Genomic DNA, 25,538 nt, shown 5'->3' on the forward strand with positions numbered 1-25,538 from the left:
GCGCTTGAGGCCACCGGACAGGTTTTCGTGCGACTGCCCCCGGGTCTGTGCTAATGTTACCCATAGCGCAGACGCTACCTGCCTATTATATAGACATTAAATTGCAACTTCAAACCGCAGTCGGACGACAAAATTATGTTTTTCTCCGGCACTGCGGAAGGTTCGCCTCCATGATCGATGATATTTATAACAAACGTATTCTGGAATTCGCTGGAAACATGGAGCGTCTGGGGCGCCTTCCTGAGCCCGATGCCGTTGCCAAAGTGCATTCCAAACTGTGCGGATCGACCGTTACCGTCTACCTGAAAATGGCTGACGGCATTGTGACGGATTTCGCGCATGAGGTGAAAGCCTGCGCACTTGGGCAGGCTTCTTCGTCCGTGATGGCGCGCAATATCATCGGCGCTTCCGCAGAGGAACTGAAAGCCGTCCGCGATGAAATGTACAAGATGCTGAAGGAAGAAGGTCCGGCGCCGGAAGGGCGTTTTGCCGACCTGAAATATTTCGAACCTGTCCGCGAATACAGGGCTCGCCACGCCTCCACGCTGCTTACATTCGATGCGGTTGTCGATTGCATCCGGCAAATCGAGGAAAAGGCCAAAGCTGCCTGATGTGCTCTTGCGGCAAGAATCACGCAGGCGAGGGCGCACCAAAGCGCTATAGCCGGAATTTTACAGATCCGTGGCGCAAGACACCCGGAAGAGTGATCGGCACTTCGTTCGTGCGCTTCTATCAGGTGACATTGTCGTCTCTCATCGGCAATTCCTGCCGCCATCTGCCGACCTGTTCCGAATATGCCTATGAAGCCATTGCTCGCCACGGCCTGTGGAGCGGCGGATGGATGGGGCTTTTTCGCGTCGTGCGTTGCGGGCCGTTCGGAACCCACGGTTTCGATCCGGTGCCGCGTGCACTCTCCAGCGATCTCAAATGGTATCTGCCCTGGCGGTATTGGCGCTGCTCGGCATCTTAGATGCCTGAATCAAAAAGCGGCCTGTGTGTGCGAAAATGGTGATTTTCGAGTACCGGAGCGGAGTGTACTTTTGGGTACATGAGCACCAGCACGCAGATAATCGTCATTTGCAGCCACACAGGACGACTTTTGGAACAGGCATCTTAGGGCGCGATGCGCTTTATCAGAGCCGTCTCCCAGTTTCCCCGAATTACCCCCAGCTGTGAATTCTGACAGTTTTTTGTTAGCTGATTATAATTCATTAAGGATATCAACGTTTCATTGAGAATTGGAATTTAAGGTAGTGCTGTGGTCTTTTTCGGGCCGCAATTTGCCTGCATGTCCCCCCGGCGTCCCTATTCCTGTGAGCTGTTATGCTGAAATCATCGTCCCGTCTTTCACGTCTCATTGCATCCTTAGCGCTCGGTGCGAGTGTGCTTTGTACGTCTGCGGCGATGGCGAATACGTCCTGGGTTGTTTTCGACGCCGATAGCGGGCGAATCCTTGGGCAGGACGATGCGAATGTGCAGCGTGCACCAGCTTCACTGGCCAAGATGATGACGCTCTATCTCGCCTTTGAAGGTCTCAAGACCGGCACGCTGCATTGGGACGATGCAATGCCTGTATCGAAAAATGCGGCTGCAAAGGTTCGCATGAAGCTCTGGCTGAAGCCGGGTGAGACGATTACCGTCCGCGATGCGATCAATGGCATGATTATCGTGTCGGCCAATGATGCGGCGACGGTCATGGGCGAATATATCGCCGGATCGGAAGCGGCTTTTGGCCGGTTGATGACGCAGCGTGCGCGCCAGATCGGCATGAAGAGCACTTTCTTCGTCAATCCGTCGGGACTAACGGCGAAGTCAACCCAGCTGACCACAGCGCGGGATATGGCCGTGCTTGGCATGTCGCTCCGCCGTGACTTTCCGGAACAATATGAGCTGTTCTCGCAGCGCTCCTTCACTTTCCGCGACCGTGTTCGCAACGGCCACAACAATCTGATGTATCGCTATCAGGGCGTCGATGGCATCAAGACCGGCTATACGGATGTATCCGGCTACAACCTCGTTTCCTCAGCCGTCATCAACGACAAGCACCTTGTCGGCGTTGTACTGGGGGCTGGATCGGCGCGGCAGCGCGACGACCAGATGGCGAAACTGCTCACCCGGTTCGGCACGGAAGGCACTGAGGCCACGGGGCAGCTCGTTGCAATGGCAAAGCCGCAGCCCGTCGCCAAACAGGCAGCTCCGGCCCAGCCGAAAGCAGATGCAGTAGCAGACCTGATCGACGATTCCCGTATCGAGCAGGGCGATGGTGGCTTCCTGATCGCCTCAGCCGCTGGAGCATCGGCCTGGACGATTCAGCTCGGCGCTCCACCGACACTTTCCGGTGCCAAGGAGCTGCTGGCCAAATATCGTCCGGCGGTCGACAAAGTCGCGCCGGGTCTGAAAGCTGAAATTTCGCCTGCAGAAAAGCGCCGCAAGGTCTATCGTGCGCGTTTTTCCGGTTTCAGGGACTCAGCATCCGCCGAAAAGGCATGCTCGCAGTTGAAGCAGCAGAAGATCGACTGTCTCCCGATTCGGAACTGATTTCATTTCAATTGCACAGATGAGCGCGACCTGACGCTGTCAGTCTGTCGCGCTTTACTGGCTGGGCAAAAAAGACTAGAACCCAACCTTCATTTTCATACGCATGAACCCACCCGCAATCGTTGGCGGGACTGGATAAGGATGATCAGAATGTCGAATACCGTTTCCATGCAATTTCCCGATGGCTCTGTGCGTGAATACGATGCGTCGATGACCGGCGCGGGCCTCGCGGAATCGATTTCCAAATCTCTTGCCAAAAAAGCTGTTGCCTATGCCGTCGATGGCACCGTGCGCGATCTTTCCGATCCTCTCGGCGCTTCCGGCAAGATTGAGATTCTGACCCGCGAAGACCCGCGCGCGCTCGAACTCATTCGTCACGATACGGCGCACGTACTGGCAGAGGCCGTGCAGGAGCTTTTTCCGGGCACGCAGGTTACCATTGGCCCCGTTATCGAGAACGGCTTCTACTACGACTTTGCGCGCAACGAACCGTTCACGCCCGACGATCTTCCGGTGATCGAAAAGAAGATGCGCGAGATCATTCAGCGCAACAAGCCTTTCACCAAGGAAGTCTGGTCGCGTGAAAAAGCCAAGCAGGTTTTTGCCGACAAGGGCGAGAACTACAAGGTCGAGCTGGTGGAAGCCATTCCTGCCGGGCAGGACCTCAAGATTTATTATCAGGGCGACTGGTTCGACCTCTGCCGTGGCCCGCACATGGCTTCAACCGGCCAGATCGGCAATTCCTTCAAGCTCATGAAGGTCGCCGGGGCTTACTGGCGCGGTGATTCCAACAATCCGATGCTGACCCGCATCTACGGTACGGCTTTCGCCAACGACAACGATCTTCAGGCCTATCTCCATATGCTTGAGGAAGCCGAAAAGCGCGATCATCGCCGCCTTGGCCGTGAAATGGACCTGTTCCATTTCCAGGAAGAGGGACCGGGCGTTGTGTTCTGGCACGCCAAGGGCTGGAAGATGTTCCAGAATCTGGTGAGTTATATGCGTCGCCGCCTCGACAGCCATGGCTATCAGGAAGTGAACGCGCCGCAGGTGCTCGACAAATCGCTTTGGGAAACCTCGGGCCACTGGGGCTGGTATCGCGACAACATGTTCAAGGTAACCGTTGCCGGTGACGAAACCGATGACGATCGTGTCTTTGCGCTGAAACCGATGAACTGTCCCGGCCATGTCATGATCTTCAAGCATGGCCTCAAGTCCTATCGCGACCTGCCGATCAAGCTTGCGGAATTCGGTAATGTGCACCGTTACGAGCCGTCAGGCGCGTTGCATGGCCTGATGCGCGTGCGCGGCTTTACGCAGGACGATGCGCACATCTTCTGCACAGAAGAGCAGATGGCTGCCGAATGCCTGCGCATCAATGACCTGATCCTGTCGGTCTACAAGGATTTCGGTTTCGAAGAGATCACCATCAAGCTGTCGACCCGTCCTGAAAAGCGTGTCGGCTCGGATGAGCTCTGGGATCGTGCCGAAAGCGTGATGATGTCGGTGCTGGAAAAGATCCAGCAGCAGTCCAACAACATCAAGACCGGCATTCTGCCGGGCGAGGGTGCGTTCTACGGTCCTAAGTTCGAATATACGCTGAAGGACGCCATCGGTCGTGAATGGCAGTGCGGCACGACGCAGGTGGACTTCAACCTGCCGGAACGCTTCGGCGCCTTCTATATCGACAAGGATTCTGAAAAGCGCCAGCCGGTGATGATCCACCGCGCGATCTGCGGCTCGATGGAACGCTTCCTCGGCATCCTGATCGAGAACTTCGCCGGTCACATGCCGCTATGGTTTGCTCCGGTGCAGGTTGTCGTCGCCACGATCACCTCGGATGCCGACGAATATGCGGCGCAGGCTGCGGCAAAGCTGAAAGCCGCCGGACTGCAGGTCTCGACCGATCTGCGCAACGAGAAGATCAACTACAAGGTTCGTGAGCATTCCTTGCAGAAGGTTCCGGTGATCCTCGTCTGTGGCAAGCGTGAAGCCGAAGAAAATACGGTCAATATGCGCCGTCTCGGTTCGCGCGATCAGGAATCCATGACGCTCGATGAAGCCATTGCACGGCTGGTGGAAGAGGCGACCCCGCCCGATCTGCTCCGCCTCAAGAATGGTGGCTAACAATAAAAAGGCCGCGCATTGCGCGGCCTTTTGCTTTTGAAGATAGTTTAAACTCAATCCATGCTGTCTTGAACGGATTCGGACTCGCCATTGGCGACGACTTCGACTTCCTCGTTCTTGCCAGAAGAAACCTTGAAGTCTCGCTGGTAGATGCGATCCTTGTTCTTGGCGACGGCAACATAATCGCCTTCGATAAGGACCATCGACGAATAAGCGCCAGCACTTTCGCGTACCACGTCGCCGGAAGCGTTCAGAATTGACCATGACGTATCGGCAAGCGCTTCGCCGCCGCGCTCGCGCACAAGCTTCAACGTCACTTCCGCGGCCCGATGCTGAACGGTCGCTTCCGTCAGTTTTCCGGCTTCCACGCGAATATCGGCCCGAATGGTGGCATTGGCCGTGCCATAGTTGGAAACAACATGATAAGTGCCGCTGTTGAGGCGAATGATCGCGTTCGGCTTGACGTCGGGCACGATCAGCGAACGATCATTATTGTCTTCGTCCGCATAGATCGAGAAACGCAGGAGATCGTCATTAATCTTGCCGCCATCCGGCAGAATCGCACTGAGCTTCATCCCGCCCGCATCGAGCATCATCACTTCATGACGGGTCGCGTTGCCGACCGTGATCCGCTTGGTAGCACCGGCGCGCCCATAGGCGACATGCACCAGATAGCTGCCCTCGGGCAGATTGAAAACAGCGCCGCCGCCCTTTGCACTTGCGATCAACGGCAGTTGACCATCCGCTCCGACATCCGGCGAGAACACGCGCCATACAAGCCCCGCCGGAATGTCACCGCCACCTTCACTCAACCGCGCCTTGAGATCGAGTTCACGCGTCTGGACGAGCGGATTGTTCTCCGGGCTGGATGGGGCGGCATAAGTGTTCAGTGTCGGAAGATCGAGCGCTGGCTGCGGCAAGTCTGGCAGGCCAGTCGTGGTGGTCTGCAACTGTGGAATATTTGTCTGCGGATCTAGGCTCTGAGCCAACGATGGCATTGCACTGACGGCAAACGCGAACGCCGTAAAAAACGATCCTCCGCGCAGGGCAATTTTTCTCTTTGGGTAAAACAGGTTCAAGCGATCCGACATGTTGTATTTTTGAGCCCATGCGGGTGGCGAATTCAAGGCCAAATCGCTTCCGGCACCCGCATTTCTCCAACTTCTGTTGATTAATCGTTTCTGGAATTTTGACTTTACAGTGCGGATGCAAAGGGCGAGAAGAAGCAGCCCCGAATAAGTGGAGCAATATAAGCAGCATTTTAGTGACGAGGTTATCCGTGGCCCATCCGATCTTCGATTTTCTGGCACAGCGCAGTTCCACCCCGATTTCGGCAATTTCCGGACCAGCACCCGAGGGCGAGGAACTTGCAGCCTTGCTGAAAGTTGCAGCACGTGTGCCTGATCACGGACGCCTGACGCCCTGGCGTTTCATCCTGTATCGCGGTGATGCACGGCTGAAAGTCGGCGAGTATCTGGCCCAACGTGCCGAAGAAATTGAAGGTCCGATGCCGGAAGGACGCAAGGAAAAAGAGCTTACGCGTTTCTCGCGTGCGCCGCTCGTCGTCGGTGTCGTGTCGGCGCCTGTCGCGCATGAACGCATTCCGGAATGGGAGCAATTCCTTTCGGCTGGCGCTGTCGCAATGAACCTTTGCACGGCTGCGAACGCGCTTGGTTATGCCAGCAACTGGATTACAAACTGGTATTCGGACGACGCTTCCGCCCGCGCTTTTCTGGGACTGGCACCCAATGAACGTGTTGCCGGGTTTGTTCATATCGGAACGGCGGCAAACAAGATGCCGGAACGCCCGAGAGCCGACATGGACAAGATCGTTACCGAATATTCCGGCCCATGGACGCAAGCTTAGAACTGACTTCAACAAGACTTTCTAATAAGCGGATAAACATATGTTTTATGAACCGAGGGAAGGGCACCCGCTGCCCCATAATCCGTTCAAGGCAATCGTTGCACCACGCCCCATAGGCTGGATCGGGACGAAATCGAAGGAGGGCGCCGTCAACCTCGCGCCCTACTCCTTCTTCAACGCGATCTGTGACACGCCGCCTATGGTCATGTTCTCATCGAGTGGTGTGAAGGACAGCGTTTCATTCATCGAAGAAACCGGCGAGTTCACCGCAAATCTGGTGAGCGATCATTTGAGAACCCAGATGAATGCATCATCTGTCGACGCGCCTCGCGGTATCAGCGAGTTCGAATATGCCGGACTAACCCAGACGTCGAGCAGGCTTATCGCAGCCCCACGCGTCAAGGAGGCCTATGCAGCGCTTGAATGTGTCGCGGTGGAAATCAAACGATTGCAGGACAAAGAGGGCAGGCCGACCGACAATTACATGGTGATCGGCGAGGTTGTCGGCGTGCATATCGATGAACAGGTCCTGACCAACGGTCTCATCGATATCGCGAAAGCCAGACCTGTCAGCAGGCTTGGCTATATGGATTTTGCCACGACGGAAAGCGTCTATCAGATGTTCCGTCCAAAATGGGAAGACGAAAAACAGGCCGATTGAGCATTCCAGCGAAAGTGTGAAACGGTTTTGCGCCCAGAAATTCTTAAAAACAAATAGTTAGAGGCCTTTTTTCTTGGCTTCGCCCCAGATTGCTTCCATTTCATCGAGAGTAGCGGCGTTAAGGTCGCTTCCGGTTTCACCGAGCGTTTTTTCGATGAAATGGAACCGCCGCTTGAACTTCTCATTGGCTGCGACGAGCGCAGTTTCCGCATCGATCTCAAGATGGCGGCCCAAATTGACCATGGCAAACAGCAGGTCACCATATTCCTCTTCGATATCCGCGCGCTCCTTCGCCGCCATAGCTTCCTTCAGCTCTGCGGTTTCTTCGGCGATCTTGTCGAGGATCGGTGCTGCCTCAGACCAGTCGAAGCCGACTTTCGCGGCTTTCTGCTGAAGTTTCAAAGCACGAAGCAGCGCAGGGAAGGCGTGTGGAATATCGTCCAGAAAACCGTTCTTCTCGGCCGTTTCAAGTCCAAGTTTCTCACGCCGTTCGGCCCGCTCGGCTTTTTCCTCAGCCTTGATGCGATTCCACGAGCCCTTGGCCATGCCTGCATTTCTGGCTTCAGCGTCACCGAAAACATGCGGATGCCGACGTATCATCTTGTGCGTGATAGCTTCGACAACATCGCCAAATGCAAAGCTGCCCTGTTCTTCGGCCATGCGTGAATGGAACACCACTTGCAACAACAGATCGCCAAGTTCTTCGCGCAGATCGTCCATATCATTGCGCTCTATGGCATCGAGGACTTCATAAGTTTCCTCAAGCGTATAGGGCATGATGGATTCGAAACTCTGCTCCACATCCCATGGACAGCCGGTTTCGGGGTCACGGAGCGCTGCCATGATTTCCAGAAGGCGATCGATATTGCGGGATGGTTTCATCATCGCTCCGTCAAACTTGGCTGATCTATTGCAACCATTCAAGAGAATCGCACCGGATGGCTTGAAGTCTGTTACTGATTTTGCATAGTCAGCCGGGGATCGCACATCGGGGCGGTATGTTCAACAAGCGGATACATAAACGATGACAATTCTTGTGACTGGCGGCGCTGGTTATATCGGCTCGCACACCTGTGTTCAGCTCATCGAGGCAGGCCACGACGTCGTTGTGGTCGACAATTTTGACAACAGCCACCCGGAAGCCCTGCATCGCATCGAAAAGATTACCGGGCGCACGCCGCGCCGGGAAGCAGGTGATATTCGAGATCGCGCTTTTTTGGAACAAGTGATCCGGCATCACAAATGCACTGCCGTCATTCACTTTGCCGGTCTGAAGGCCGTCGGTGAATCGAGCGAAAAGCCGATGCTCTATTATGATTGCAATGTGGTGGGCACGCTCCGCCTGTTGCAGGCCATGGAAGCAACCGGCGTCAAGACACTGGTTTTCAGCTCATCAGCCACGGTCTATGGCGATCCGCAGAAATTGCCAATCACGGAAGACCAGCCGCTATCGGCAACCAATCCCTATGGTCGGACCAAGCTCGTCATCGAAGACATGCTTCGCGATATTTATAACGGCGACAACAGCTGGAAGATCGCCATCCTGCGTTATTTCAACCCGGTTGGCGCACATGAGAGCGGCCTGATCGGCGAAGATCCAAAGGGCATTCCGAATAATCTGATGCCGATCATCGCGCAGGTCGCGACCGGTCGTCGCGAAAAACTGAATGTCTGGGGCAATGATTATTCAACGCCCGATGGCACCGGCGTTCGCGACTACATTCACGTAGTGGATCTGGCCGCCGGCCACTTGAAGGCACTCAAGAAGCTGAATGAGCCGCAGTGTTTCGAGGTGAATCTCGGCACGGGGCAGGGCTATAGCGTTCTGGACGTCGTGAAGGCCTTCGAGCATGTTTCGAACCGCGAGATCAAATACGAGATTGCGCCGCGCCGTCCAGGCGACGTTGCTGAATGTTACGCTGATCCAACCTTTGCCCGCGATTTCCTCGGCTGGTCCGCAGAGAAGAACCTCCGCGAAATGTGCCAGGATATGTGGCACTGGCAATCGAAGAACCCCAACGGTTACGAATGAACCAGCTTGGATTGTAAATTGGAAGCCACATCTCAAAAGTGTGAGCTATCGCGCCATATCGGGAGGATTGAAACTCCTCCCGAGAGGTTTATGAACGAATGTGAGTTTTGAATGAAGCGGGCGTCGCGCTCCGCGATGCCTGCAAGATTGGACGATATGATGCGCTTCCTGCCTGACAAATTCACCAGCATGCTGATCGTGACCATTCTGCTTGCGTCCGTGCTCCCCGTGCACGGTGATTTTGCAGACTGGTTTGCGCTGGCGACGAAATTTGCTGTCGGGCTTCTGTTCTTTCTGCATGGTGCGAGGCTCTCGCGTGAGGCCGTCGTTGCAGGCATAACGCACTGGAGACTGCATCTGGCAGTCCTGTCATCGACGTTCATCCTGTTTCCGATCCTCGGTCTGGCGGCAGGCTGGACCATTCCCGGCTTGTCGCAATCAGCTTTCTACACAGGTATCCTCTTTCTTTGTGTTTTGCCTTCGACGGTACAGTCGTCCATAGCCTTCACCTCAATTGCGGGCGGCAATGTTTCAGCGGCAATCGTATCAGCATCTGCGTCGAACATTTTCGGCATGTTTCTCACACCCTTGCTGGTCGGCTTGTTGTTCGCAGTCAAAGGCGGTGGTGGAATATCGGTCGATGCGCTCGAATCCATTCTGTTGCAGCTGCTCGCACCCTTCGTGCTCGGACAAATTCTGCAGCCATGGATCGGCAGTTTCATGCGGCGGCACAGCAAAGCACTCGGCTTTGTTGACCGAGGCTCGATCCTGATGGTCGTTTATCTGGCTTTCAGCGAGGCTGTGGTTGAAGGTCTTTGGCGTACCGTTTCATGGCACGATCTCGGCATGATGGTGGGCGTCAACATCGTTCTGCTGGTCGTTGTGCTGCTGGCCACCTGGTACGGCAGCAAGTTGCTCGGTTTCAATCGTCCCGACCGCATCACGATCATGTTCTGCGGATCAAAGAAGAGCCTCGCCAGCGGAGCTCCAATGGCAAGCGCGATTTTCGCCGGTGCGAATGTCGGCAGCATTGTTCTGCCTTTGATGCTCTTTCACCAGATCCAGCTTATGGCCTGTGCTGTGATTGCACGAAAGCTGGCGGATCATAAAGGACAAGACGAGCGCGTCACAGCAGCTGCCGAGTAGGGAACCATCTGATTGCAGCGACCCCGCTTGCGAGATTTTCCAGATAAGCGTAGGAAGCGGGGAGGGATACTCTTGCTCTACGCGCTCGAATGTCCACCAAAGTAAGAAATTACAGATTTTACAAACACTTACATACCGCACCTAACAGATGTCAAGAACAGAAGAAGGGCCGATCTTTATGGCTGAGAATGACCAACCAGCTTTTGATCAGGAAGCGCTTGCAGAAGCCTATGAGCGGGCGCTTGCACTGGAAAAAGCTGGCGATTTCGATGCCGCTGCCAAGGCCTATGAAGATGTGCTGCGAATCGATCCTGATGACCATGGCGGCGCAGCCGTGCGGCTTGCGAGCATGGGACGCGGCGCGGTACCTCTAAAGGCACCGGATGCCTATGTGTCGACACTCTTCGATCAACATGCCGAAATGTTCGACACGATCCTTGTTGACCAGCTCGGTTATGACGTTCCGCTGCAGCTGCGGGAAATGCTCCTCGACATGAACGACGAGTTTTTCGCTGAACGCATGCTCGATCTGGGCTGCGGCACTGGCTTGTCAGCTGATGCGCTCGATGACATGGCCGGACATAAGACCGGCGTCGATATCTCGGAGAACATGATCGAAGTCGCTTACGAGAAAGGCGACTATCAGGTGCTGTTCGTCGGCGAAGCCGTTCGTTTTCTCGAAACCACGAGCGAACAGGATTGGGATCTGATCGTGGCTACCGATGTTTTGCCATATATGGGCGAACTCGACAAATTCTTCACGGGCGTTGCCGCGCATCTGCTGCCGGGCGGATATTTCGGCTTCTCCAGCGAGACGCTGGACGATACAAGGCTTGCCGGGCGTGCATTCATGGTCGGAGACTATCAGCGCTTTGCACACGCACAAACCTATGTGCGTGCAATGCTCGACAACCACGGAATGGATTGTGTGCGTTGCGAAGATATCGTCGTGCGCAGCGAACAAGGAGCGCCAGTTCCAGGCCATCTCTATATCGCTCAGCGTCGCTAGTACTCTGGGCTGATATTCAGGGTTCACATCTAAGTCTCGAAGGAGCTCAGATGTCGACAGCGCCGCAAGCGAGTCGCGATGTTTCAGGACAGATGGATATGGGTTAGTTCCAAAGAGTGCGGTTTCGGCAGTGAAGCTGGGTGAGTGAGTGAGCCGATCGCCATGCGTTGCAATGGTTTCCGGAGGATGACCTCGGGACAAGGTGTTGCAGCAATGATTTGACACCGTTTGTTGCTTTGGTGGTCGGCCCGTTTCGCTACACTTGGCAGCATTGTTGCACCGCTCTATCCCTCCCTTGTTGCTCCGTAGAGCGTCGGTTCTGGCGGCATAGTTCGACGCGAGGCACGCAACAATCGGAGCGCTGATCATCAAGCTTGGCCAGAAGGCACCGACGATGCCGTGACCATTATGCGCGTCAGGGATGAGGTGCCCGCTCCGTCTATGCTACAACTTGAGCAAGCACCCGTTTCCCTTTCACCTTTAACCCGCGCAGCAGGATAGCTTTTTCACGTCCCTGTCGAAGGTCTGAGCCGCAAGCTTCAAACCTTCGACGGTTGTCAGGTACGGGAAGATCGTCTCCGACAGATCGTCAATCGTCAGGCCGCCACGGATAGCCAGCGCGGCCGTCTGGATGCTGTCGGCACCTTCCGGCGCGAGAATGTGCGCCCCCAGCAGTTTCCGGCTTGCTCCGTCCGCCACCAGCTTGATCAGGCCGCGTGTGTCGCGCGCCGCCAGCGCCCGCGGCACATTGTCGAGGGAAAGGACGGAAGTGCGAACCGAATGTCCGGCGGCGCGCGCCTGCGCTTCGGTCAGGCCGACGCTCGCCACCTGCGGGTCTGTGAACACCACAGCGGGCATTGCGGTGTTGTCGTAGCGCAGGCCGTCGCCGTTCAAGGCGTTCCTGGCGGCGAGCTTTGCGCCATAGGCAGCCATGTAGACGAACTGATCCTTGCCGGTCACGTCTCCGGCCGCATAGACCCCCGTCTTCGAGGTGCGCATGCGGTCGTCAACGACGATGGCACCGGCAGGTGACAAGTCTATGCCGGCCTCAGTGAGCCCGAGGGCCTCGGTGTTCGGGCGGCGTCCCGTCGCTACAAGAATCCGCTCGGCCGTCAGGGTCTCCGGACGACCGTCCCGCACGATGGCGAGCGCAATGCCGCCGTCATCGGTCCTGCGGGCGGATTCGTAGCTGATGCCGCCGACGATCCGGATGCCCTCGTCGGCCAGGTAGGTAGCAAGCGCAGACCCGATTTCGGGTTCAGCCTCCGGCAGAAGCCGACTGCGGAACACGAGCGTCACCGCGACACCGGCCCGCGCGAAAGTCTGGGCAAGCTCCAAGCCGATGTAGCCGCCGCCGAGCACGATCATCGAACGCGGCAGTTCGGTCAGGGCGAGCGCCGTCGTGCTGTCGAGCGGCGATACGTCGGCGATCCCCGGAATTTCCGGCAGTTCTGGACGCGCGCCTGTCGCGATGACGATCCGTTCGGAGGCGAGCCGCTGGCCTGCCACCTCGACACCGCCGTCTACAAGACGGGCCTGCCCTTCGCGATAGACCACGTTGTTGTACTCCGGCAGCAGATCGGCGTATTTCGCCTGTCGCAGAGCGGAAACCAAAGCGTCCTTCTGGGCGATCTGGGCGGCCCAATTGACCACCCGCGCACCGCTTTCGACACCATCAAAACGGGCAGCCGCATCATTGGCGTGACGCACGGCCTCCGTGGCTCTGATCAGGGCTTTCGAGGGCACGCAGCCGATGTTGACGCAGGTGCCGCCGATCGTGCCATGCCCGACAAGGGCCACTTGCGCGCCTTGTTCGGCGGCCGTGATTGCGGCGGAAAATCCGGCCGAGCCGGCCCCGACGACAACGAGATCGTAACGGCCATTGCCTTTGTTCGAAGTGGGTTCGCAGTGTTCACACATTCAATTCTTCCTTGTTTTCTGTCGGCGATCCGCAGCAAGCGGCATCCGCCGCCGATCCGGAACGGCTGCGCCGGTAAAGGTAAAATGCAGCTACCCCAATGGCAGCGAGCGCGATCGGGACCTGCATATGGCCCGCTGCCGCGAACCATGCGTAAGCCACGAAAGAGCCCGCAGCAGCCAGCAGAAATGGGGCGGCGCAACAGGTGATAGCCAGAAGCGCGACGACGCCGAAGCCGATGAACTTTCCATCAGTCATGCTGAGCCTCCCTACTGCGAAAGGCTGGAGGGATAGCCAGCATTGCTGGTTGCGGTGATCAGCGCCTCAACATTCGTCTGACTGTCATCGAAGCGCACCTTGGCGATTGCCGCGCCAATCGCCTCCGACACGTCGACATCGAGTACGCCTGGCACGTCGCTGAGAGCCCGCTGCACGATCGGGCCGCAAAGTTCGCAGGTGGCGTTGGCGACATTCAAGGTCACCGTCTGCTCGGCGGCAAAGGCGGGAACACTCGTAAGCAGCGATACGGTGAGGGCAACGAGGGGTAGGATTTTCATGAGGATTTCCTTCAGGTCAGGCGTTAAGGAGGAAGCGCGCAGCGTAGGGAAAGCCCACAGCGACGACGATGAGGACCGTTGCGATCCAGAGGCCGATCTTGGCGTTCCGGTGGGACGACGGGCGCGCGCAATAGGAGCCTTCGACGCATTCCGCGGCCTTCGGCTTGCGGTATACGAGATAGAAGCCATAGCCGAGGCAGGCGAGCGCGATCGTGACGAACACAGGCTGATAGGGCTCGAAGGCAGTCAGATTGCCGATCCATGCGCCGCTGATGCCGGCGAAGAACAAGGCAAAAGGCACCACGCAACAGGTTGCCGCGCCCAGTGCCGCCACGATGCCGCCAACTGACAGCAACGCCGCCCGATCAAATCCTTTTTCCTCGGGCTCTACGGCGGTATTTCTCAGCGTCTGAGTTTCGTCCTGCGTCATCGTTCACATATTCCCAAAATTGATCTATCGTGACCCTAGCGTCTGTAGCGACTACAGGGTCAAGCGGGAAAAATTCACCAATTTGTGAGCACATCGTGATGAAGCAGACTGAAGAAGAATTCTCGATCGGCGTGCTGTCTGAACGCAGCGGCGTCAACATCGAGACGATCCGCTACTACGAGAAGATCGGCGTCATGCCGGAGCCCGCCCGCAGCGCAGGCGGGTATCGTGTATACGGCAATGACCACACGCGGCGGCTACATTTCGTGCGGCGCGGCCGGGAACTCGGCTTCAGCCTCGATGAACTGCGTGGGCTATTGCAACTTGTCGATGGCCACGCCCACACCTGCCAGGAGGTTCACGCGCTCACAATCGAACATTTGAAAGATATCCGTCAGAAAATCGCCGATCTAAGGCGTCTGGAGCGGGTCATGTCGGATATGGCAGCGCAATGCAGCGGCGACCAGGTTCCGGAATGCCCGATTATTGATGCCCTTTTTGAGATGCGCCCGGTGGGCCGTTCCCGCTCCGTTCGGCCTTAGCGCGATTTCGAGCAACTATTGTTCCGCCTCCAAGCTCATCGAACTGCTTCGATCAAGAGCCGTGGGCGGCTCTTCAATCGTGCGACGAAGGACTTCCGGGTCACCAACAATGACGACCGTCTCGACGGCTCTGGTGACGGCCGTATAGAGCAGGGTCCGGTCAAGAAGTTTCGAGCCGACGAGCGGCACGATCACCCTACGGAAAGCCGAGCCCTGCGCCTTGTGAACGCTGATCGCCCAGCCATGAGTAACCTTCTCAAGGTCGGCCGCAGTGACCGCATCTTCAGCGCCGTCATCGAACCTAACCCAAGCACCCTTCGGATGAGGCTTGGTGACCACGCCCAGAGAGCCGTTCATGAACCCGGAGCAGACAGGTTCGCCGGTCACCTTGTCGAGTAGGGGACTGCCATCAGCATCCAGTTGCGGTGCCTTGGAGTAGTCGTTCTTCAACCACATGATCTTCGAGCCGACGCTCAGGCCCCAGTCCTCGACGTTGGCCTGCCGCGCCATGTATTCGATCTCGATGGCGCGGTTCAGCTCCTTCGATCCGGCCGGTCCGTTCTTCACCTGAGTGAGTATCTGGACATCCATATCGTGCAGGGCGGCCGTCCTGCCGTAGGCGGGCACCCGACCGCACATGGCGCGGAAGGCGGCCAAGGTTCTTGCTGCCACATCCTCCTTCGTCGCCGGGAAGAGATAGACGCCCGGCGAGAGGGCGACGTTTGGATCGAAGCGCCGGAGGGCGACGGACTTACCTGATCGCACCGCAGAGGCGACGGCGGGAATGCCAGTGGCATCATCCTGACGATGGACGACATCCAAAGTGACCGAAGGGATGCGCGTCGCCTTGACCATGGTGTGGAAGGGCAGGCCGGGTCCGATAGGCGGGAGCTGACCGGGGTCGCCAATGAAGATCAGGTTGACCTCGATGGGCAACTGAGCGAGCACCCGATAGATCGACGGGGTGTCGAGCATCGAGGACTCGTCGAAGATGACGGTCCCTGACTGAACACGGCGGCCAGCATTTTCGATGTCGTGCACCAGTCGCGAAAGAGTGCTTGCCGGGCGGCCTGTCGCTTCGCTGATCCGTCTGACGGCGCGGCCTGCCAGAGCCACCTGCAGGTGTTCGACGCCTTGGCGCTGCGAAGCTGGAAGACTGTCGCGGACGGCCTCCAGTGCGGCAAGGATTGCACGCACGACTGTCGTCTTGCCCGTGCCTGCGCCACCGCTGATGACGCAGATGCCGCAGCTCGTGGCCATGTAGACCGCCTCTCGCTGGGCATCGGTAAGCGCGTAGCCGATTTCCTCTTCCACCTTGGCGATGGCGTCAACGACGAGTTTACCGTCGAATGCCGGAACTTCACGACCAACGCGCTCGCTGACCTGTCGCGCGACCTCTTCCTCCATGAACCGGCAGGCCCTCGACTGCAAAAGGTCGGGGGTTGGCGACACAACGCGACTGCTGGCCAAGGCCAGGTCGATGGCACTCGCCGGATCGCCGCTCCAAGGCGCGAGCAGGCGTTTCACCAGAGGCTTCAGAACTGGGGAAGGGGAGGCCATGTTCCCTGTCCGGAACCGGATGGCCAAGGCCTCCTCGACGGCGGCCGTTAGCCGCCTCGGATCGTCGAGGGCGACTCCAAGACGAAGCGCTCTCGCGTCCACGTCTTTCCACGGCTCCAGCAATGTCATCGTGAACGGATCGGCCTTGATGCGGTCGATGGCTCCGAGACCCCAGAGACGGGCGGCAGCACCAGCCACACGAGGCGAGACGCCGTATCGATCCAGCCAGCGGAAGATTTCGACCTCCTCGGCGAGCATGCCGAAGCCGTCGACGATGGCGATGGCCCGATCCGCGCCGACGACGTCCGCGACCGCCTTCAGGTCACGATCTCGGATGATGGAGTAGATGGTCTCGCCGAAGCGCTCCCAGACTTTCTCCGCCGTAGCCCAGCCGATACCTACGAAGCGCTTGTCGGTGGCCAGATGGCGGATGATCGCCCGCCCCTTGGTGACCAAGGGCAGGGCCACCTCGGCATGGAGCTGCGGCCCATATTCGGGATGGAGTTTGACAGGACCCGTGACACGCCACGTCTCCCCTGCGACCGGATCGCGCGGCGACCTCTTCGAAGGGACGAGTGCACGACGGAGCTGCTCGGTCCCGTCACGGCCAATGATGACATGGTCGCCGAACCGGCTGGCATGAACGGAGGTGATGGACAGCTCCCAGGAAGACTGCTCAGAACGCTCACCAAGGACCAGGAACGTCTGCCCCTCTGCGCCACCCCGTCGTTGATTGGCCCCTGCCATGGGCTCTGGCTCTCCGTTCACTGCGGCCACCCACGACGTGCCGTCGCGGGTCCCTGTGCCTCATTCACTGCGATCCAGCTCCCACGGCCTGTCGGGGCCACGACGGCGCGGCTCCGAGGACCAGACTTCAAACACCCAATCATGGAAGTCTCCCAGTCTCGGCGATCACCGCGCTCAACCGCTTCATGCGGTCAAGGTCGCGGCGCAGCGAGGCGTTCTCCGCCTTCAGCCGAAGGTTCTCTTCCTCCAAAGCCATCTGATTGCCATCGACCTTGGCCTTCTGCTCGCGGTCCGCTTCCGCCTGTTCGAGGCGTGTCAGGTTAGCCTTGCGATCACGGTCGTCTGCGTTGCCCAGGATTTCGGCGCATCTCGGATTGGTGCGGAACACCTGACGGTCGAAGCCGCAGGCCTTGGCGATGGCGCTCTTGTTCAGCTCGACGCCGCCGTAGCGGGGAAGCGGCTGGTCACCGAGGTTCTCCAGATACTCTTGGAGGGCATCGACATGCTCCTGGGCAACCTCGACACCGCTTTTGCCCGTTCCTCGCGCCATTAGGACTTCCTCGGAGGAAGGGTTACGACCTCGCCAGAAGGAATGGCATTCATTCCGTCGAGCTTGTTGACTGTCTCCTGATATCCCTCGAACAGACGTTTCCATTTTGAGAAGCCGCCCATTTCGGCGACAGCCAGGATCATCATGCGGTGTGACGCGATCACGAGCTGCCGATCAGCCTGAAGCTGGTCAATCTCGGCGTTCTTCACTTCGACCAGTCGCTCCAGCTCTGCGCGAGACTTACCGCTGCTGCGACCAATCGCGATCCTTATAGTCTCCTGCTTTCGCTGGGCACCCTCGAACTTGGTGCGACGGTCCACATTCCGAGTGATGTCAGTGGCGTTCTTGAACACGCCGCCGCTGCGCCGGACGATGGCTCTCGCGGTGATGGTTTCGTCCTCGGCGATCATCGCCTCCAACATTTCCTCAAGATGGGCGATCTTATCAATCATCAAGGTCTCTCAGGCGGCTCATGGTGTCGATGATGGTGTTACCGAACTTCTGCTCCGGCGTCACGGAGAGGTCTTTGCCATCGGGGAAGGGGCGGTCACCGGGTTCGGTCGCGAGAGCCTTGCCGATATTCTCGTATCGGATGCGGGCGTGGGCGATCTGGTTCGCCCATCCGGCATATCGACGGCCCTCGGGTACGGATTCCAACTGGATGATGATTTTCGCGAAGCGGTCGCGCATCGTTTCGAGATGGTCGTGCTCCTCTACGACGTCGGTTCGGGCTAGATGCAGGCAGCCGTTGAAGCATTCGAGATGTTTCGGGCAGGGATCGCTGGTGAAGCTGTTCACGCACAGCCCGTAGGGCGTGACGTGAAGACCGTCGGCCTCGGCATTCAGGTAGTCGAAGGCTGCATCGTCGCCATACTCGCGTTGAACACGCCGGAACTCGTCGACGATAGGTCCTCGCACCTTGTTGGCGGCGATCATCTTGTAGACCTGAAGCGCCTTGTCGCCGAGAGAATCTTCGGCTTCCGGGGGAACGTCGATATGCTCGATATCCTCATGAAGGCTTCGGTGATCGTACTCGTAGCTCTGCTGAACGCTACGGCGGCCGAACTTCTTGGTTATCATCGTGTCAGCGACGCCGAGACGGAACAGCTCGGTGTTCTGCAGGTGCCGCAGGGAATGAGAAGTCAGCGTCAACGCGCGGTCCTCGTCCGTCTGGCCGTATCGCTGGAAGAGGGTCTCCCCGCTTGCCTTGCCGCTCAAGGAGCCGTTCAGAGGGCCTTTGTCCAAAATGCCGATGGCAGAGTACAAGGTCGTGTCAAGAAGGCCGTTGTTGCGCCCCTCGATGAGGTTTCTGATCGGCATCAAGAACAGGAGGTCGTAGGGATAAAACACCGTACCGTCGGTCGTCGCGGTCGGCTTGGTAGCGGATAGCTTCGTCGCGCGGTTCTCCCGGATGTGTTCCTCGACATCGCCAACGCGGACGAATGCAAATCGCCAGTTAATCCTGCCGTTTTCGATCACGCCCGCCGATGTCCGGATCGGAATGTTGCGTTGAGCCGGATTGGTCCAGAACTGCGACAAACCAGCGGGTCTGCCGCCTAATTGAAGATCGCGGATGGTGTCGAGGTACTGCGGGTCGTAGCTTTCGCGATATTGCTGGATCAGTTGCGGCGGAACCTCTGCGTCCGAGAACACCGCATTTCCTGTAATGCGGACGTACATCTCCCAGGCAGGAACGAGCGCGTCCTCAGCATATTCGGGAAAGATGCGACCTGTTTCAGCCTGCCGTTTCAATCGCTCCCGCAGCGGGGCGGTAATGGTGGCTATGTGGTCGAGCGTCTCTACCAAAATCTCCTCGAACATCGGCGGGACGTGCTGGATGTTCTCGTACAGAGCCAATCCCTCGGCAAGGTCGTCCTCTTCCTGCTTTTCAGCGAAGTACCTGATTATCAGGGAACGGGAGAACCCACCATGCTCTCCGGCCAGTCGGCCGTCGGCGTCCAGATATTCGCGCCAACGCTTCCAATCCAATGGAAGAAGGGCGGCCTCTCCGATCCGGAAGCCCATGATGATCTGGACCTTAAATGCCGCAAACCGGATCGCATCCGAGAAGGACAGGGGCGTCTCGGTGAAGACAATCCGAACCAGTTCCCAGAAGGCCTTCTCATCCGGAAGCTTCGACGCCGACTTCCGTTCAGCCAGGCTGCGCCGCAGGCTCTTGCGGCCACCATGTGCGTTTTGGCGGTCTTTGACCGCATCGGCCCGCTGCTGCGCTGCCAACGCTTCCTTGCTGGAATAGGGTTGGCAGAAACGAGCCAAAGCAGGGATGTCGGCGAGCTTTTGTCTGTCGATGACGTTCCTGACCATGGTCACGAAGTCGAGCGCTTGCTTGCCGGATTCCGATGACCGAAGAACGGCATTGTAGGCCTGCTGGATTTGATCGGGGGTTACCGCCCAGGGCGGTGTATCCTCTGCTGCAGGTGCCAGCCGTCGGATGCCAGCGCCCACTTGAACGGCGCTTCCGGGCTTCGTCTGACCAAGGAGAAGCTGGTGGATCAATACAGCCTGGAAGAAGTCCAGCCAGTGGGGGGACAGGGGCATGGCGACCAAGAGACCTTGTCCCATTTCCACTCTGATCTCGTTCAGTTTTATGAATGGCGCGGCGTCCACGCCAACCTGACCAAGCCATGAGACCGGTTTGGAAAGGCCACCCCTCAGTTCCGTCAGGTTCCACCTCGTCTCCTTGGTGACCTTGCCCTCACCGTCGAAGACTAGCTTCCAGCTCAGGCCGCGTTCTTCGGCCAGCCTCTTGGCCGTGGCAATGTATTCGGCATAGAACGGGTTCATGGCTCGTCCCCGCCATCGGATTTCAGTTCCTCGGCAACACGTCTTGCGGCGTCGAGCGTGCTCTTCAACTGAGCGTAGGCAGGGGATTGCTGGTTGTTGCGGGACGCGGCGGCGAACTCAGTGACGACCGGACGAAGGCTCTCCACGACGTCCTGGTGGATTTCGGGATCGTTGAGGGGCATGAACTGGGAACAGGTGTAGCAGGCAAGCACCGGGTTCTTCATGCAGAGGTTCTGACCCAAGTTGCAACCACCTATTCCTGCGATAGGAATCCCGTGAGGCACACCTCCGATCTGCTTCTCGGCCGGAAGGCCCAGAAGCATCTCCTTATCGATGGTTCTCGTCGTCGCGATCTTGGCTACGTTCTTGTAAATGGGCGAGATTGCAAGGGCATCATTGATACGCTTGGCTTGTGGTGGCGATGCGTCGAAGTAGACATTGGCCACGCGGTCGCTGGAGTGTCCCATGAACTCCGAGAGGCCAGCGTGCGAGATGCCGCCGTCCGCGAGACGTTGTGCCGCCGTATGTCTCAGGTCGGTTGGAGACCAGGCTTCTCCTGTCAAGTCCGACGTAAGCTCAAGAATGACCCGGCCAACACCGGACGGCGTGAGGCCGAAGAGGAGGCGAGGGGGCACGCCCTCCTCTATCATGACGATTCCTGCGTCCCGGCGCTTCACAAACTCATTGAAGAGCGGCCCCCACTCACGCTTGATCCGCCGGGTTTCTCGAATGCGCTTGCGGTGATCCTTCTGCTTGATCCGGGTGACCGCAACATGCACCGCACCAGTCGAGTACAGCCGAACATCGGCCGTCTCGATCCGCGCTATCTGCCCCGGACGGAAGGCATACTGGTATGACGTGACCAAGATGCACACGTCCCGTAGCGCTTCGTCATCAATCGACTGAGGATCATTCGATAGCGCGGCGCACATCGCATCGATGTGGTCGACGATGATGCTTTGGTGATCCAGTGGCAGGAAGCAATCACCGATGCGAACGACGCGATACTTGTCGACCTTTGGGCTCTTCAGAGCCCGAATGATCGATGCCGCCGTGGGCGTCCAATGACCAATGTTGAGCCGACACAGGGAATGAAGAATGGCTCTTAGCGAGTAACTTTCCCTGGCACTTACCTCTGCAAGAACGAATGTGTTCCAATGGGATCGAGCATCGAACGGCTGTGACACTAATAGCTCGATGAGAGAGGCGACGCCGCGACGTGCGAGATAGCTCAGGGTGCTGCCAAACAGGATCGTCACGTAGTGAAGGTCGTGCTCGCCAAGCCATTCGGCGAACACATGTTTCATTACCTGCGTTGCGGGACCAAACGCATTGAACGATATTGAATGCTGGCGGCCGTCCAAGGCAAGGAAGACTTGGTCGGTTTCGGATAGGTCTCGGACGGAGCATATCTCGTTCGCAAAATCATCGTAGTATTTGACCACCGCAGGCAGCGGCGGCAATCTCGATGTCAGGCGATCAATATCGGCGACGAGGCGGTCGTTCTGAAGCGTGACGGCGGCTTTCAATGGGATGTCTCCGGAACAGTGCGTCGAAGAGCATCCACAAAATGGTCAAATTTTTCGCCCCAGGCTTCGTCCAGGCTGGTTTCGAAGTAGGCCTTGGCATAGAGGCGCGGCATATCCGACTTCTTCGACCACCCAAAAAATGTCCGTAGCTTCTCCTGAGCCTTGTCCAGATCATTGCCCGTGTCCTGATACCGACGCATCCTAACGACAGCGGATGTATGGCGGAGATCGTGACAAGAGACGCCTTTAAGCCCTTGCTTTTTCAGAGATTGCTTAGCCTCGTCGCACAGGGCCTTCGTCGCAACCTCAAAGATTTCACTGAGGGATCGCAGCGAAAGTGGCAGGCCTTTTTGAGAGATCAGAAGGTGTGGGTGGTTTGCCCGTCCGCGATAGTTGCGGATGTAGAACCTGACGAGTTCAACGATCTCTTCCTGTAACGGAAGCTGGCGTCGCGAGGTCTCCGTCTTCAGCCCAGGCTGTTCGTACCGTGGGTCCGGATCATCGACTTCCTCGACATCCAACCAGTGGACGGTCTTGCGAGCGACTGGGTCGAAGTCCTCCTTAAACGAGGAAGCGTACAGCAACGCGCCTTCACCACGCCGAAGCCCAAGGCGCAACAGCAACATGAAGACCAAGAGGTTGCGCCAGCGCAGCGCTTCAGTCTTGAAGGGGTTTCGCGTCGAATCCGGCCTGAAGATTTCGTAAAGGTCCTCGATTACGAGCGGCGGAAGTGCCCGGATCGGCGGTGGCGGCTTCTGGGGGTTCGGAACTAGGTTGCGGTAGAAGGTCTCAAGGCGATGTACCTTTGCCTGGATTTCGTTCGCCCGCGCACCGGCCGTGCTACCGGCCTGGCGAAGCATTTCCGTCGCGAAGTCGAGCGCAAACTTCCATGTGGACGACTTGTCCGCGTTCTCGACGACGGCCGCGTTCCTGAGTTGGGCGAAGAAGCCCAGAAGACATTCTTCCAAAGCATCTCCATCGGCTTCGGCTATAAGACGGTCCAGACAGTCGGTACCGTGTTGCTCGCAGACTGCCTCGTAGAAACGATCAATGGCCGTCAGATACTTCTGTCGGCTCGATGGTTCCAGTCTTGGGTTCAGGACGTCACTCCAGATGGTGGCCCAAAACCGTGGGACGCCAAGAGAACCGACAGCGACAAGCCCACGTGCTGATGGCGGCAGGGCTGCATTTCTTATATTGATGATCGGCATGGTCACTCGCGTTTCTCAACGAAAGCAACAATGCCATCGGTTCGGTTAAACGCAACACAGCAAACCGCAGCATCTACGGTTTTCCACAGTCGTGGAAAACGCGGTTTCAGGCCAGAACGCAACAGCCCGCAAACCGCCTAGATGTTCCATAATAAGGGTTATGCGACTAAGCCATATAGCAGCTATATACAGATGCGACACATGGGCAAATTAGAGATGCGACATTTTTAGGTCGCTTGCCCTATTCAAACAAAACAAAGAAAGGAAGACTGGGGTTCCGGATACAAGCAACGGATGGGAGCCGTCATGTCTTGTTTGATCACGATGTCGCAGAAAGAACTCAATAGATTAGAAGTCATTCAGAAGATACGAGATCGCCGTCTGAGCGTTGTTCAGGCAACAACATTACTTGATCTCAGCCGCAGCCAAATTCATCGTCTTTTACAGGCCTACGATAGATTTGGACACACAGGCCTGATTACTGGAAGACGCGGTCGCCCGAGTAATCGACGTTACAGCGAGGACTTCCGGAATACCGTGCTGGATTTGGTGCGGGTTTATTATCGGGATTTTGGGCCGACACTAGCATGTGAGAAGCTTGTTGAACGACATCAAATTTCGATCAGCAAGGAGACACTGCGCCAATGGATGACGGCGGCAGGCATATGGGTTTCACGCCGTGAACGCAAAAAACGGGTATTCCAACCGCGCGCCCGGCGCGATTGTTTTGGTGAGCTGGTGCAGATGGATGGCTCACATCATTGGTGGTTCGAGGAGCGGGGTCCCAAATGCGCCCTCCTCGTTTATATTGACGATGCCACCGGCAAGCTTCTGCATCTGCGCTTTGCTGGATCAGAGAATATGTTTGATTATTTTCATGCAACGAAGGCCTACCTGCAGCAATGGGGCAAGCCGCTGGCCTTTTACAGTGACAAGCATGGTGTGTTTCGCTCCACTCATGGTTCGCAGAAAGATCGCACGAGTGGCCTGACCCAGTTTGGGCGCGCGCTTTATGAGCTCAACATCGACATTATCTGTGCCAACACCCCGCAGGCCAAGGGCCGTGTCGAGCGGGCAAACAGGACTCTGCAGGATCGTCTGGTGAAGGAATTGCGATTGCACGGCATTGATACGATGGAAGCAGCAAATGCTTATGCACCGGAGTTCATTGCAGATTTCAATACCCGTTTTGGCAAGGAGCCTCGCAATCCAAAAGATATGCATCGACCGCTGGCCGCGCATGAGAACATTGATAGTGCGATGTGTCGGAAGGAAGTGCGGACACTGTCACAAACACTGACACTGCGTTACGACAAGGTGCTGTTCATCTTGGAACCAACGGAGTTTGCAAAACGCTTGGCACGACAGAAAGTCATAGTCTGCGATTACCCCGATGGGCGTCTGGAGATCATGCATGGCACGGACACCCTGCCCTATAAAACGTTTGACAAGCTGCGCTCGGTTCATAGGTCGTCTATTGTAGAGAACAAACGACTGGATGACGCGCTTGCGCTCGTAGCCGAGATGCAGGCTGGTCGAGAACAGCAGCGCAGTAAGAGTGGGCCGCGTCGAACAGGACAGACAAACCATATGTTTGGCATTCGCGACGGCAGCATAGCCAATGGCTATCAGAAGCGCGAGCGTAAATCGCGCACCGCTTACATGAATGATCCCGATGTTATCGCCCGCCGGGAGAAAGCGCTGGCGCGTATGAAGGCGGTTGATAGATAATTGGAATCTTTAGTCCTAGCGGACAGTTGAAGCTTTGACTTCGTTCAATTTGGAAAGCTCTGAGTTGCGCATCAGATAGTGATCAAGTTGAGGATCTTCCAAATAACGGATTTGTTCGTCCAAGATGTCATAGTCATTGCCAATCTCTTGGCGTAAGAGCGCTACTAATCTGTCCACATTCGCGTTGAAACGATCACAGAGCGCCTGAGACCAAAGACTGGGGTCAGGCGGATACAAAGGGTTAAGATAGCCAGAGTGCTCAAAGTCAAGTTGATCCCTTAAACTTTTAGCTATTTCAGAAAGTTCCACGCAGGCAGGTTTGATTACTTGCCCTTGTAGATTAAAAAACACCGCATCAACAGGTCCTGTGCCAAGGCTGTCACGTGTGGCAGGATCACCAGCCCATAGGCAGCCGCCTGCACCATAATCGAAGAAAAATCTGAGAACGCCTTTAGTCATGTCGAAGGCATACCAGCTTTATCAACGGCAAGCAAAGGGGTGCGCACTATATTGGTGATTAAAGAGGTTGAAGCCGAAGAGCCGTATATTCACCCGCCCCCATTCCTCGCTTGCAACCC

24 protein-coding genes are annotated in these 25,538 nt (G+C 57.2%); 11 read left to right on the forward strand and 13 right to left on the reverse strand.

The window, feature by feature from the left end; genetic code table 11:
• Window positions 1–170: 170 nt before the first annotated feature.
• The 4 genes from LJ361_RS06090 (at window position 171) to thrS (ending at window position 4,665) form a co-directional block, all read left to right on the forward strand.
• Window positions 171–611: an iron-sulfur cluster assembly scaffold protein gene (locus tag LJ361_RS06090; protein WP_010660103.1), complete on the forward strand. Its 441-nt coding sequence runs from the start codon at window positions 171–173 to the stop codon at window positions 609–611.
• Window positions 611–970 carry a membrane protein insertion efficiency factor YidD gene (gene yidD, locus LJ361_RS06095; RefSeq protein ID WP_010660102.1) on the forward strand — a complete coding sequence of 120 codons (360 nt, stop codon included), beginning with the start codon at window positions 611–613 and terminating at the stop codon, window positions 968–970. The genes LJ361_RS06090 and yidD overlap by 1 nt, the downstream gene beginning before the upstream one ends.
• A gap of 353 nt (window positions 971–1,323) precedes the next feature.
• Window positions 1,324–2,538, forward strand: a complete 1,215-nt coding sequence (locus LJ361_RS06100; protein WP_029376106.1) for a D-alanyl-D-alanine carboxypeptidase — start codon at window positions 1,324–1,326, stop codon at window positions 2,536–2,538.
• A 150-nt stretch (window positions 2,539–2,688) separates the two neighbouring features.
• Entirely contained in the window at window positions 2,689–4,665 is a 1,977-nt protein-coding gene (gene thrS, locus LJ361_RS06105) for a threonine--tRNA ligase (RefSeq protein WP_029924832.1), read from the forward strand.
• 53 nt (window positions 4,666–4,718) lie between these two features.
• On the opposite strand, the gene LJ361_RS06110 is transcribed toward thrS, so the two are convergent.
• Window positions 4,719–5,663 carry a hypothetical protein gene (locus LJ361_RS06110; protein WP_376787369.1) on the reverse strand — a complete coding sequence of 315 codons (945 nt, stop codon included), beginning with the start codon at window positions 5,661–5,663 and terminating at the stop codon, window positions 4,719–4,721.
• Between the two features lie 281 nt (window positions 5,664–5,944).
• Between LJ361_RS06110 and LJ361_RS06115 the strand changes: the two genes are divergently transcribed.
• Together LJ361_RS06115 and LJ361_RS06120 are read left to right on the forward strand one after the other, a co-directional pair.
• Window positions 5,945–6,532 carry a nitroreductase gene (locus LJ361_RS06115; protein ID WP_010660098.1) on the forward strand — a complete coding sequence of 196 codons (588 nt, stop codon included), beginning with the start codon at window positions 5,945–5,947 and terminating at the stop codon, window positions 6,530–6,532.
• A gap of 40 nt (window positions 6,533–6,572) precedes the next feature.
• Window positions 6,573–7,193, forward strand: a complete 621-nt coding sequence (locus tag LJ361_RS06120) for a flavin reductase family protein (protein WP_043062547.1) — start codon at window positions 6,573–6,575, stop codon at window positions 7,191–7,193.
• A gap of 57 nt (window positions 7,194–7,250) precedes the next feature.
• Here LJ361_RS06120 and mazG read toward each other — a convergent pair whose 3' ends face one another.
• On the reverse strand, window positions 7,251–8,075 hold the full coding sequence (mazG, locus tag LJ361_RS06125; RefSeq protein ID WP_010660096.1) for a nucleoside triphosphate pyrophosphohydrolase: 825 nt from the start codon (window positions 8,073–8,075) through the stop codon (window positions 7,251–7,253).
• 142 nt (window positions 8,076–8,217) lie between these two features.
• On the opposite strand from mazG, the gene galE reads away from it, so the two are divergent.
• From galE to LJ361_RS06140, 3 genes are all read left to right on the forward strand, one after another.
• A complete protein-coding gene (galE, locus tag LJ361_RS06130; RefSeq protein ID WP_264812996.1) occupies window positions 8,218–9,225 on the forward strand; it encodes a UDP-glucose 4-epimerase GalE in 1,008 nt (335 codons plus the stop codon).
• Between the two features lie 159 nt (window positions 9,226–9,384).
• Window positions 9,385–10,371: a bile acid:sodium symporter family protein gene (locus LJ361_RS06135; RefSeq protein ID WP_036563726.1), complete on the forward strand. Its 987-nt coding sequence runs from the start codon at window positions 9,385–9,387 to the stop codon at window positions 10,369–10,371.
• A 178-nt stretch (window positions 10,372–10,549) separates the two neighbouring features.
• On the forward strand, window positions 10,550–11,380 hold the full coding sequence (locus LJ361_RS06140; protein WP_036581764.1) for a class I SAM-dependent DNA methyltransferase: 831 nt from the start codon (window positions 10,550–10,552) through the stop codon (window positions 11,378–11,380).
• 480 nt (window positions 11,381–11,860) lie between these two features.
• On the opposite strand, the gene merA is transcribed toward LJ361_RS06140, so the two are convergent.
• From merA to LJ361_RS06160, 4 genes are read right to left on the reverse strand one after another with little or no spacing between them, the layout of a single operon-like run.
• Window positions 11,861–13,300: a mercury(II) reductase gene (merA, locus tag LJ361_RS06145; protein WP_142174827.1), complete on the reverse strand. Its 1,440-nt coding sequence runs from the start codon at window positions 13,298–13,300 to the stop codon at window positions 11,861–11,863.
• Window positions 13,293–13,556 carry a hypothetical protein gene (locus LJ361_RS06150; RefSeq protein WP_142174826.1) on the reverse strand — a complete coding sequence of 88 codons (264 nt, stop codon included), beginning with the start codon at window positions 13,554–13,556 and terminating at the stop codon, window positions 13,293–13,295. Before LJ361_RS06150 ends, merA begins: the two co-directional genes overlap by 8 nt.
• 11 nt (window positions 13,557–13,567) lie before the next feature.
• Complete coding sequence (locus tag LJ361_RS06155) at window positions 13,568–13,855, reverse strand: cation transporter (protein ID WP_142174825.1); 288 nt, start codon at window positions 13,853–13,855, stop codon at window positions 13,568–13,570.
• 16 nt (window positions 13,856–13,871) lie between these two features.
• Window positions 13,872–14,285 carry a mercuric transporter MerT family protein gene (locus LJ361_RS06160; RefSeq protein ID WP_142174824.1) on the reverse strand — a complete coding sequence of 138 codons (414 nt, stop codon included), beginning with the start codon at window positions 14,283–14,285 and terminating at the stop codon, window positions 13,872–13,874.
• A 98-nt stretch (window positions 14,286–14,383) separates the two neighbouring features.
• On the opposite strand from LJ361_RS06160, the gene LJ361_RS06165 reads away from it, so the two are divergent.
• Complete coding sequence (locus LJ361_RS06165) at window positions 14,384–14,827, forward strand: MerR family transcriptional regulator (RefSeq protein ID WP_264813001.1); 444 nt, start codon at window positions 14,384–14,386, stop codon at window positions 14,825–14,827.
• Window positions 14,828–14,842: 15 nt separating this feature from the next.
• On the opposite strand, the gene LJ361_RS06170 is transcribed toward LJ361_RS06165, so the two are convergent.
• The 6 genes from LJ361_RS06170 to LJ361_RS06195 form a co-directional block, all read right to left on the reverse strand.
• Window positions 14,843–16,855, reverse strand: coding sequence for an ATP-dependent RecD-like DNA helicase (locus LJ361_RS06170; protein WP_264813002.1), 2,013 nt, complete (start codon window positions 16,853–16,855; stop codon window positions 14,843–14,845).
• Between the two features lie 418 nt (window positions 16,856–17,273).
• A complete protein-coding gene (locus LJ361_RS06175; RefSeq protein WP_264813003.1) occupies window positions 17,274–17,684 on the reverse strand; it encodes a hypothetical protein in 411 nt (136 codons plus the stop codon).
• On the reverse strand, window positions 17,684–18,136 hold the full coding sequence (locus LJ361_RS06180) for a hypothetical protein (protein ID WP_264811912.1): 453 nt from the start codon (window positions 18,134–18,136) through the stop codon (window positions 17,684–17,686). The genes LJ361_RS06175 and LJ361_RS06180 overlap by 1 nt, the downstream gene beginning before the upstream one ends.
• Window positions 18,129–20,489 carry a hypothetical protein gene (locus LJ361_RS06185; RefSeq protein WP_264813004.1) on the reverse strand — a complete coding sequence of 787 codons (2,361 nt, stop codon included), beginning with the start codon at window positions 20,487–20,489 and terminating at the stop codon, window positions 18,129–18,131. Before LJ361_RS06185 ends, LJ361_RS06180 begins: the two co-directional genes overlap by 8 nt.
• Window positions 20,486–22,018 (reverse strand): site-specific integrase, encoded by a 1,533-nt coding sequence (locus tag LJ361_RS06190; protein WP_264813005.1) that lies wholly within the window; start codon window positions 22,016–22,018, stop codon window positions 20,486–20,488. Before LJ361_RS06190 ends, LJ361_RS06185 begins: the two co-directional genes overlap by 4 nt.
• Window positions 22,015–23,229, reverse strand: a complete 1,215-nt coding sequence (locus tag LJ361_RS06195; RefSeq protein WP_264813006.1) for a tyrosine-type recombinase/integrase — start codon at window positions 23,227–23,229, stop codon at window positions 22,015–22,017. The genes LJ361_RS06190 and LJ361_RS06195 overlap by 4 nt, the downstream gene beginning before the upstream one ends.
• Before the next feature lie 306 nt (window positions 23,230–23,535).
• On the opposite strand from LJ361_RS06195, the gene LJ361_RS06200 reads away from it, so the two are divergent.
• Complete coding sequence (locus tag LJ361_RS06200) at window positions 23,536–24,960, forward strand: ISNCY family transposase (protein ID WP_264813007.1); 1,425 nt, start codon at window positions 23,536–23,538, stop codon at window positions 24,958–24,960.
• 15 nt (window positions 24,961–24,975) lie between these two features.
• Here the strand turns inward: LJ361_RS06200 and LJ361_RS06205 are convergent, their stop codons facing one another.
• Window positions 24,976–25,419, reverse strand: a complete 444-nt coding sequence (locus LJ361_RS06205) for a hypothetical protein (protein WP_264813008.1) — start codon at window positions 25,417–25,419, stop codon at window positions 24,976–24,978.
• Window positions 25,420–25,538: the final 119 nt, after the last annotated feature.

This window comes from Brucella sp. JSBI001, from assembly GCF_026014005.1.
In the GTDB taxonomy this organism is placed as follows: domain Bacteria; phylum Pseudomonadota; class Alphaproteobacteria; order Rhizobiales; family Rhizobiaceae; genus Brucella; species Brucella anthropi.

Excerpts from the sequence above, each read along its gene's own strand:
- LJ361_RS06090 (WP_010660103.1), top strand. The coding sequence starts at position 171 with ATGATCGATGATATTTATAACAAACGTATTCTGGAATTCGCTGGAAAC.
- yidD (WP_010660102.1), top strand. The coding sequence starts at position 611 with ATGTGCTCTTGCGGCAAGAATCACGCAGGCGAGGGCGCACCAAAGCGC.
- LJ361_RS06100 (WP_029376106.1), top strand. The coding sequence starts at position 1,324 with ATGCTGAAATCATCGTCCCGTCTTTCACGTCTCATTGCATCCTTAGCG.
- thrS (WP_029924832.1), top strand. The coding sequence starts at position 2,689 with ATGTCGAATACCGTTTCCATGCAATTTCCCGATGGCTCTGTGCGTGAA.
- LJ361_RS06110 (WP_376787369.1), bottom strand. The coding sequence starts at position 5,663 with ATGCCATCGTTGGCTCAGAGCCTAGATCCGCAGACAAATATTCCACAG.
- LJ361_RS06120 (WP_043062547.1), top strand. The coding sequence starts at position 6,573 with ATGTTTTATGAACCGAGGGAAGGGCACCCGCTGCCCCATAATCCGTTC.
- mazG (WP_010660096.1), bottom strand. The coding sequence starts at position 8,075 with ATGAAACCATCCCGCAATATCGATCGCCTTCTGGAAATCATGGCAGCG.
- galE (WP_264812996.1), top strand. The coding sequence starts at position 8,218 with ATGACAATTCTTGTGACTGGCGGCGCTGGTTATATCGGCTCGCACACC.
- LJ361_RS06135 (WP_036563726.1), top strand. The coding sequence starts at position 9,385 with ATGCGCTTCCTGCCTGACAAATTCACCAGCATGCTGATCGTGACCATT.
- LJ361_RS06140 (WP_036581764.1), top strand. The coding sequence starts at position 10,550 with ATGGCTGAGAATGACCAACCAGCTTTTGATCAGGAAGCGCTTGCAGAA.
- merA (WP_142174827.1), bottom strand. The coding sequence starts at position 13,300 with ATGTGTGAACACTGCGAACCCACTTCGAACAAAGGCAATGGCCGTTAC.
- LJ361_RS06150 (WP_142174826.1), bottom strand. The coding sequence starts at position 13,556 with ATGACTGATGGAAAGTTCATCGGCTTCGGCGTCGTCGCGCTTCTGGCT.
- LJ361_RS06155 (WP_142174825.1), bottom strand. The coding sequence starts at position 13,855 with ATGAAAATCCTACCCCTCGTTGCCCTCACCGTATCGCTGCTTACGAGT.
- LJ361_RS06160 (WP_142174824.1), bottom strand. The coding sequence starts at position 14,285 with ATGACGCAGGACGAAACTCAGACGCTGAGAAATACCGCCGTAGAGCCC.
- LJ361_RS06165 (WP_264813001.1), top strand. The coding sequence starts at position 14,384 with ATGAAGCAGACTGAAGAAGAATTCTCGATCGGCGTGCTGTCTGAACGC.
- LJ361_RS06175 (WP_264813003.1), bottom strand. The coding sequence starts at position 17,684 with ATGGCGCGAGGAACGGGCAAAAGCGGTGTCGAGGTTGCCCAGGAGCAT.
- LJ361_RS06180 (WP_264811912.1), bottom strand. The coding sequence starts at position 18,136 with ATGATTGATAAGATCGCCCATCTTGAGGAAATGTTGGAGGCGATGATC.
- LJ361_RS06185 (WP_264813004.1), bottom strand. The coding sequence starts at position 20,489 with ATGAACCCGTTCTATGCCGAATACATTGCCACGGCCAAGAGGCTGGCC.
- LJ361_RS06195 (WP_264813006.1), bottom strand. The coding sequence starts at position 23,229 with ATGCCGATCATCAATATAAGAAATGCAGCCCTGCCGCCATCAGCACGT.
- LJ361_RS06200 (WP_264813007.1), top strand. The coding sequence starts at position 23,536 with ATGTCTTGTTTGATCACGATGTCGCAGAAAGAACTCAATAGATTAGAA.
- LJ361_RS06205 (WP_264813008.1), bottom strand. The coding sequence starts at position 25,419 with ATGACTAAAGGCGTTCTCAGATTTTTCTTCGATTATGGTGCAGGCGGC.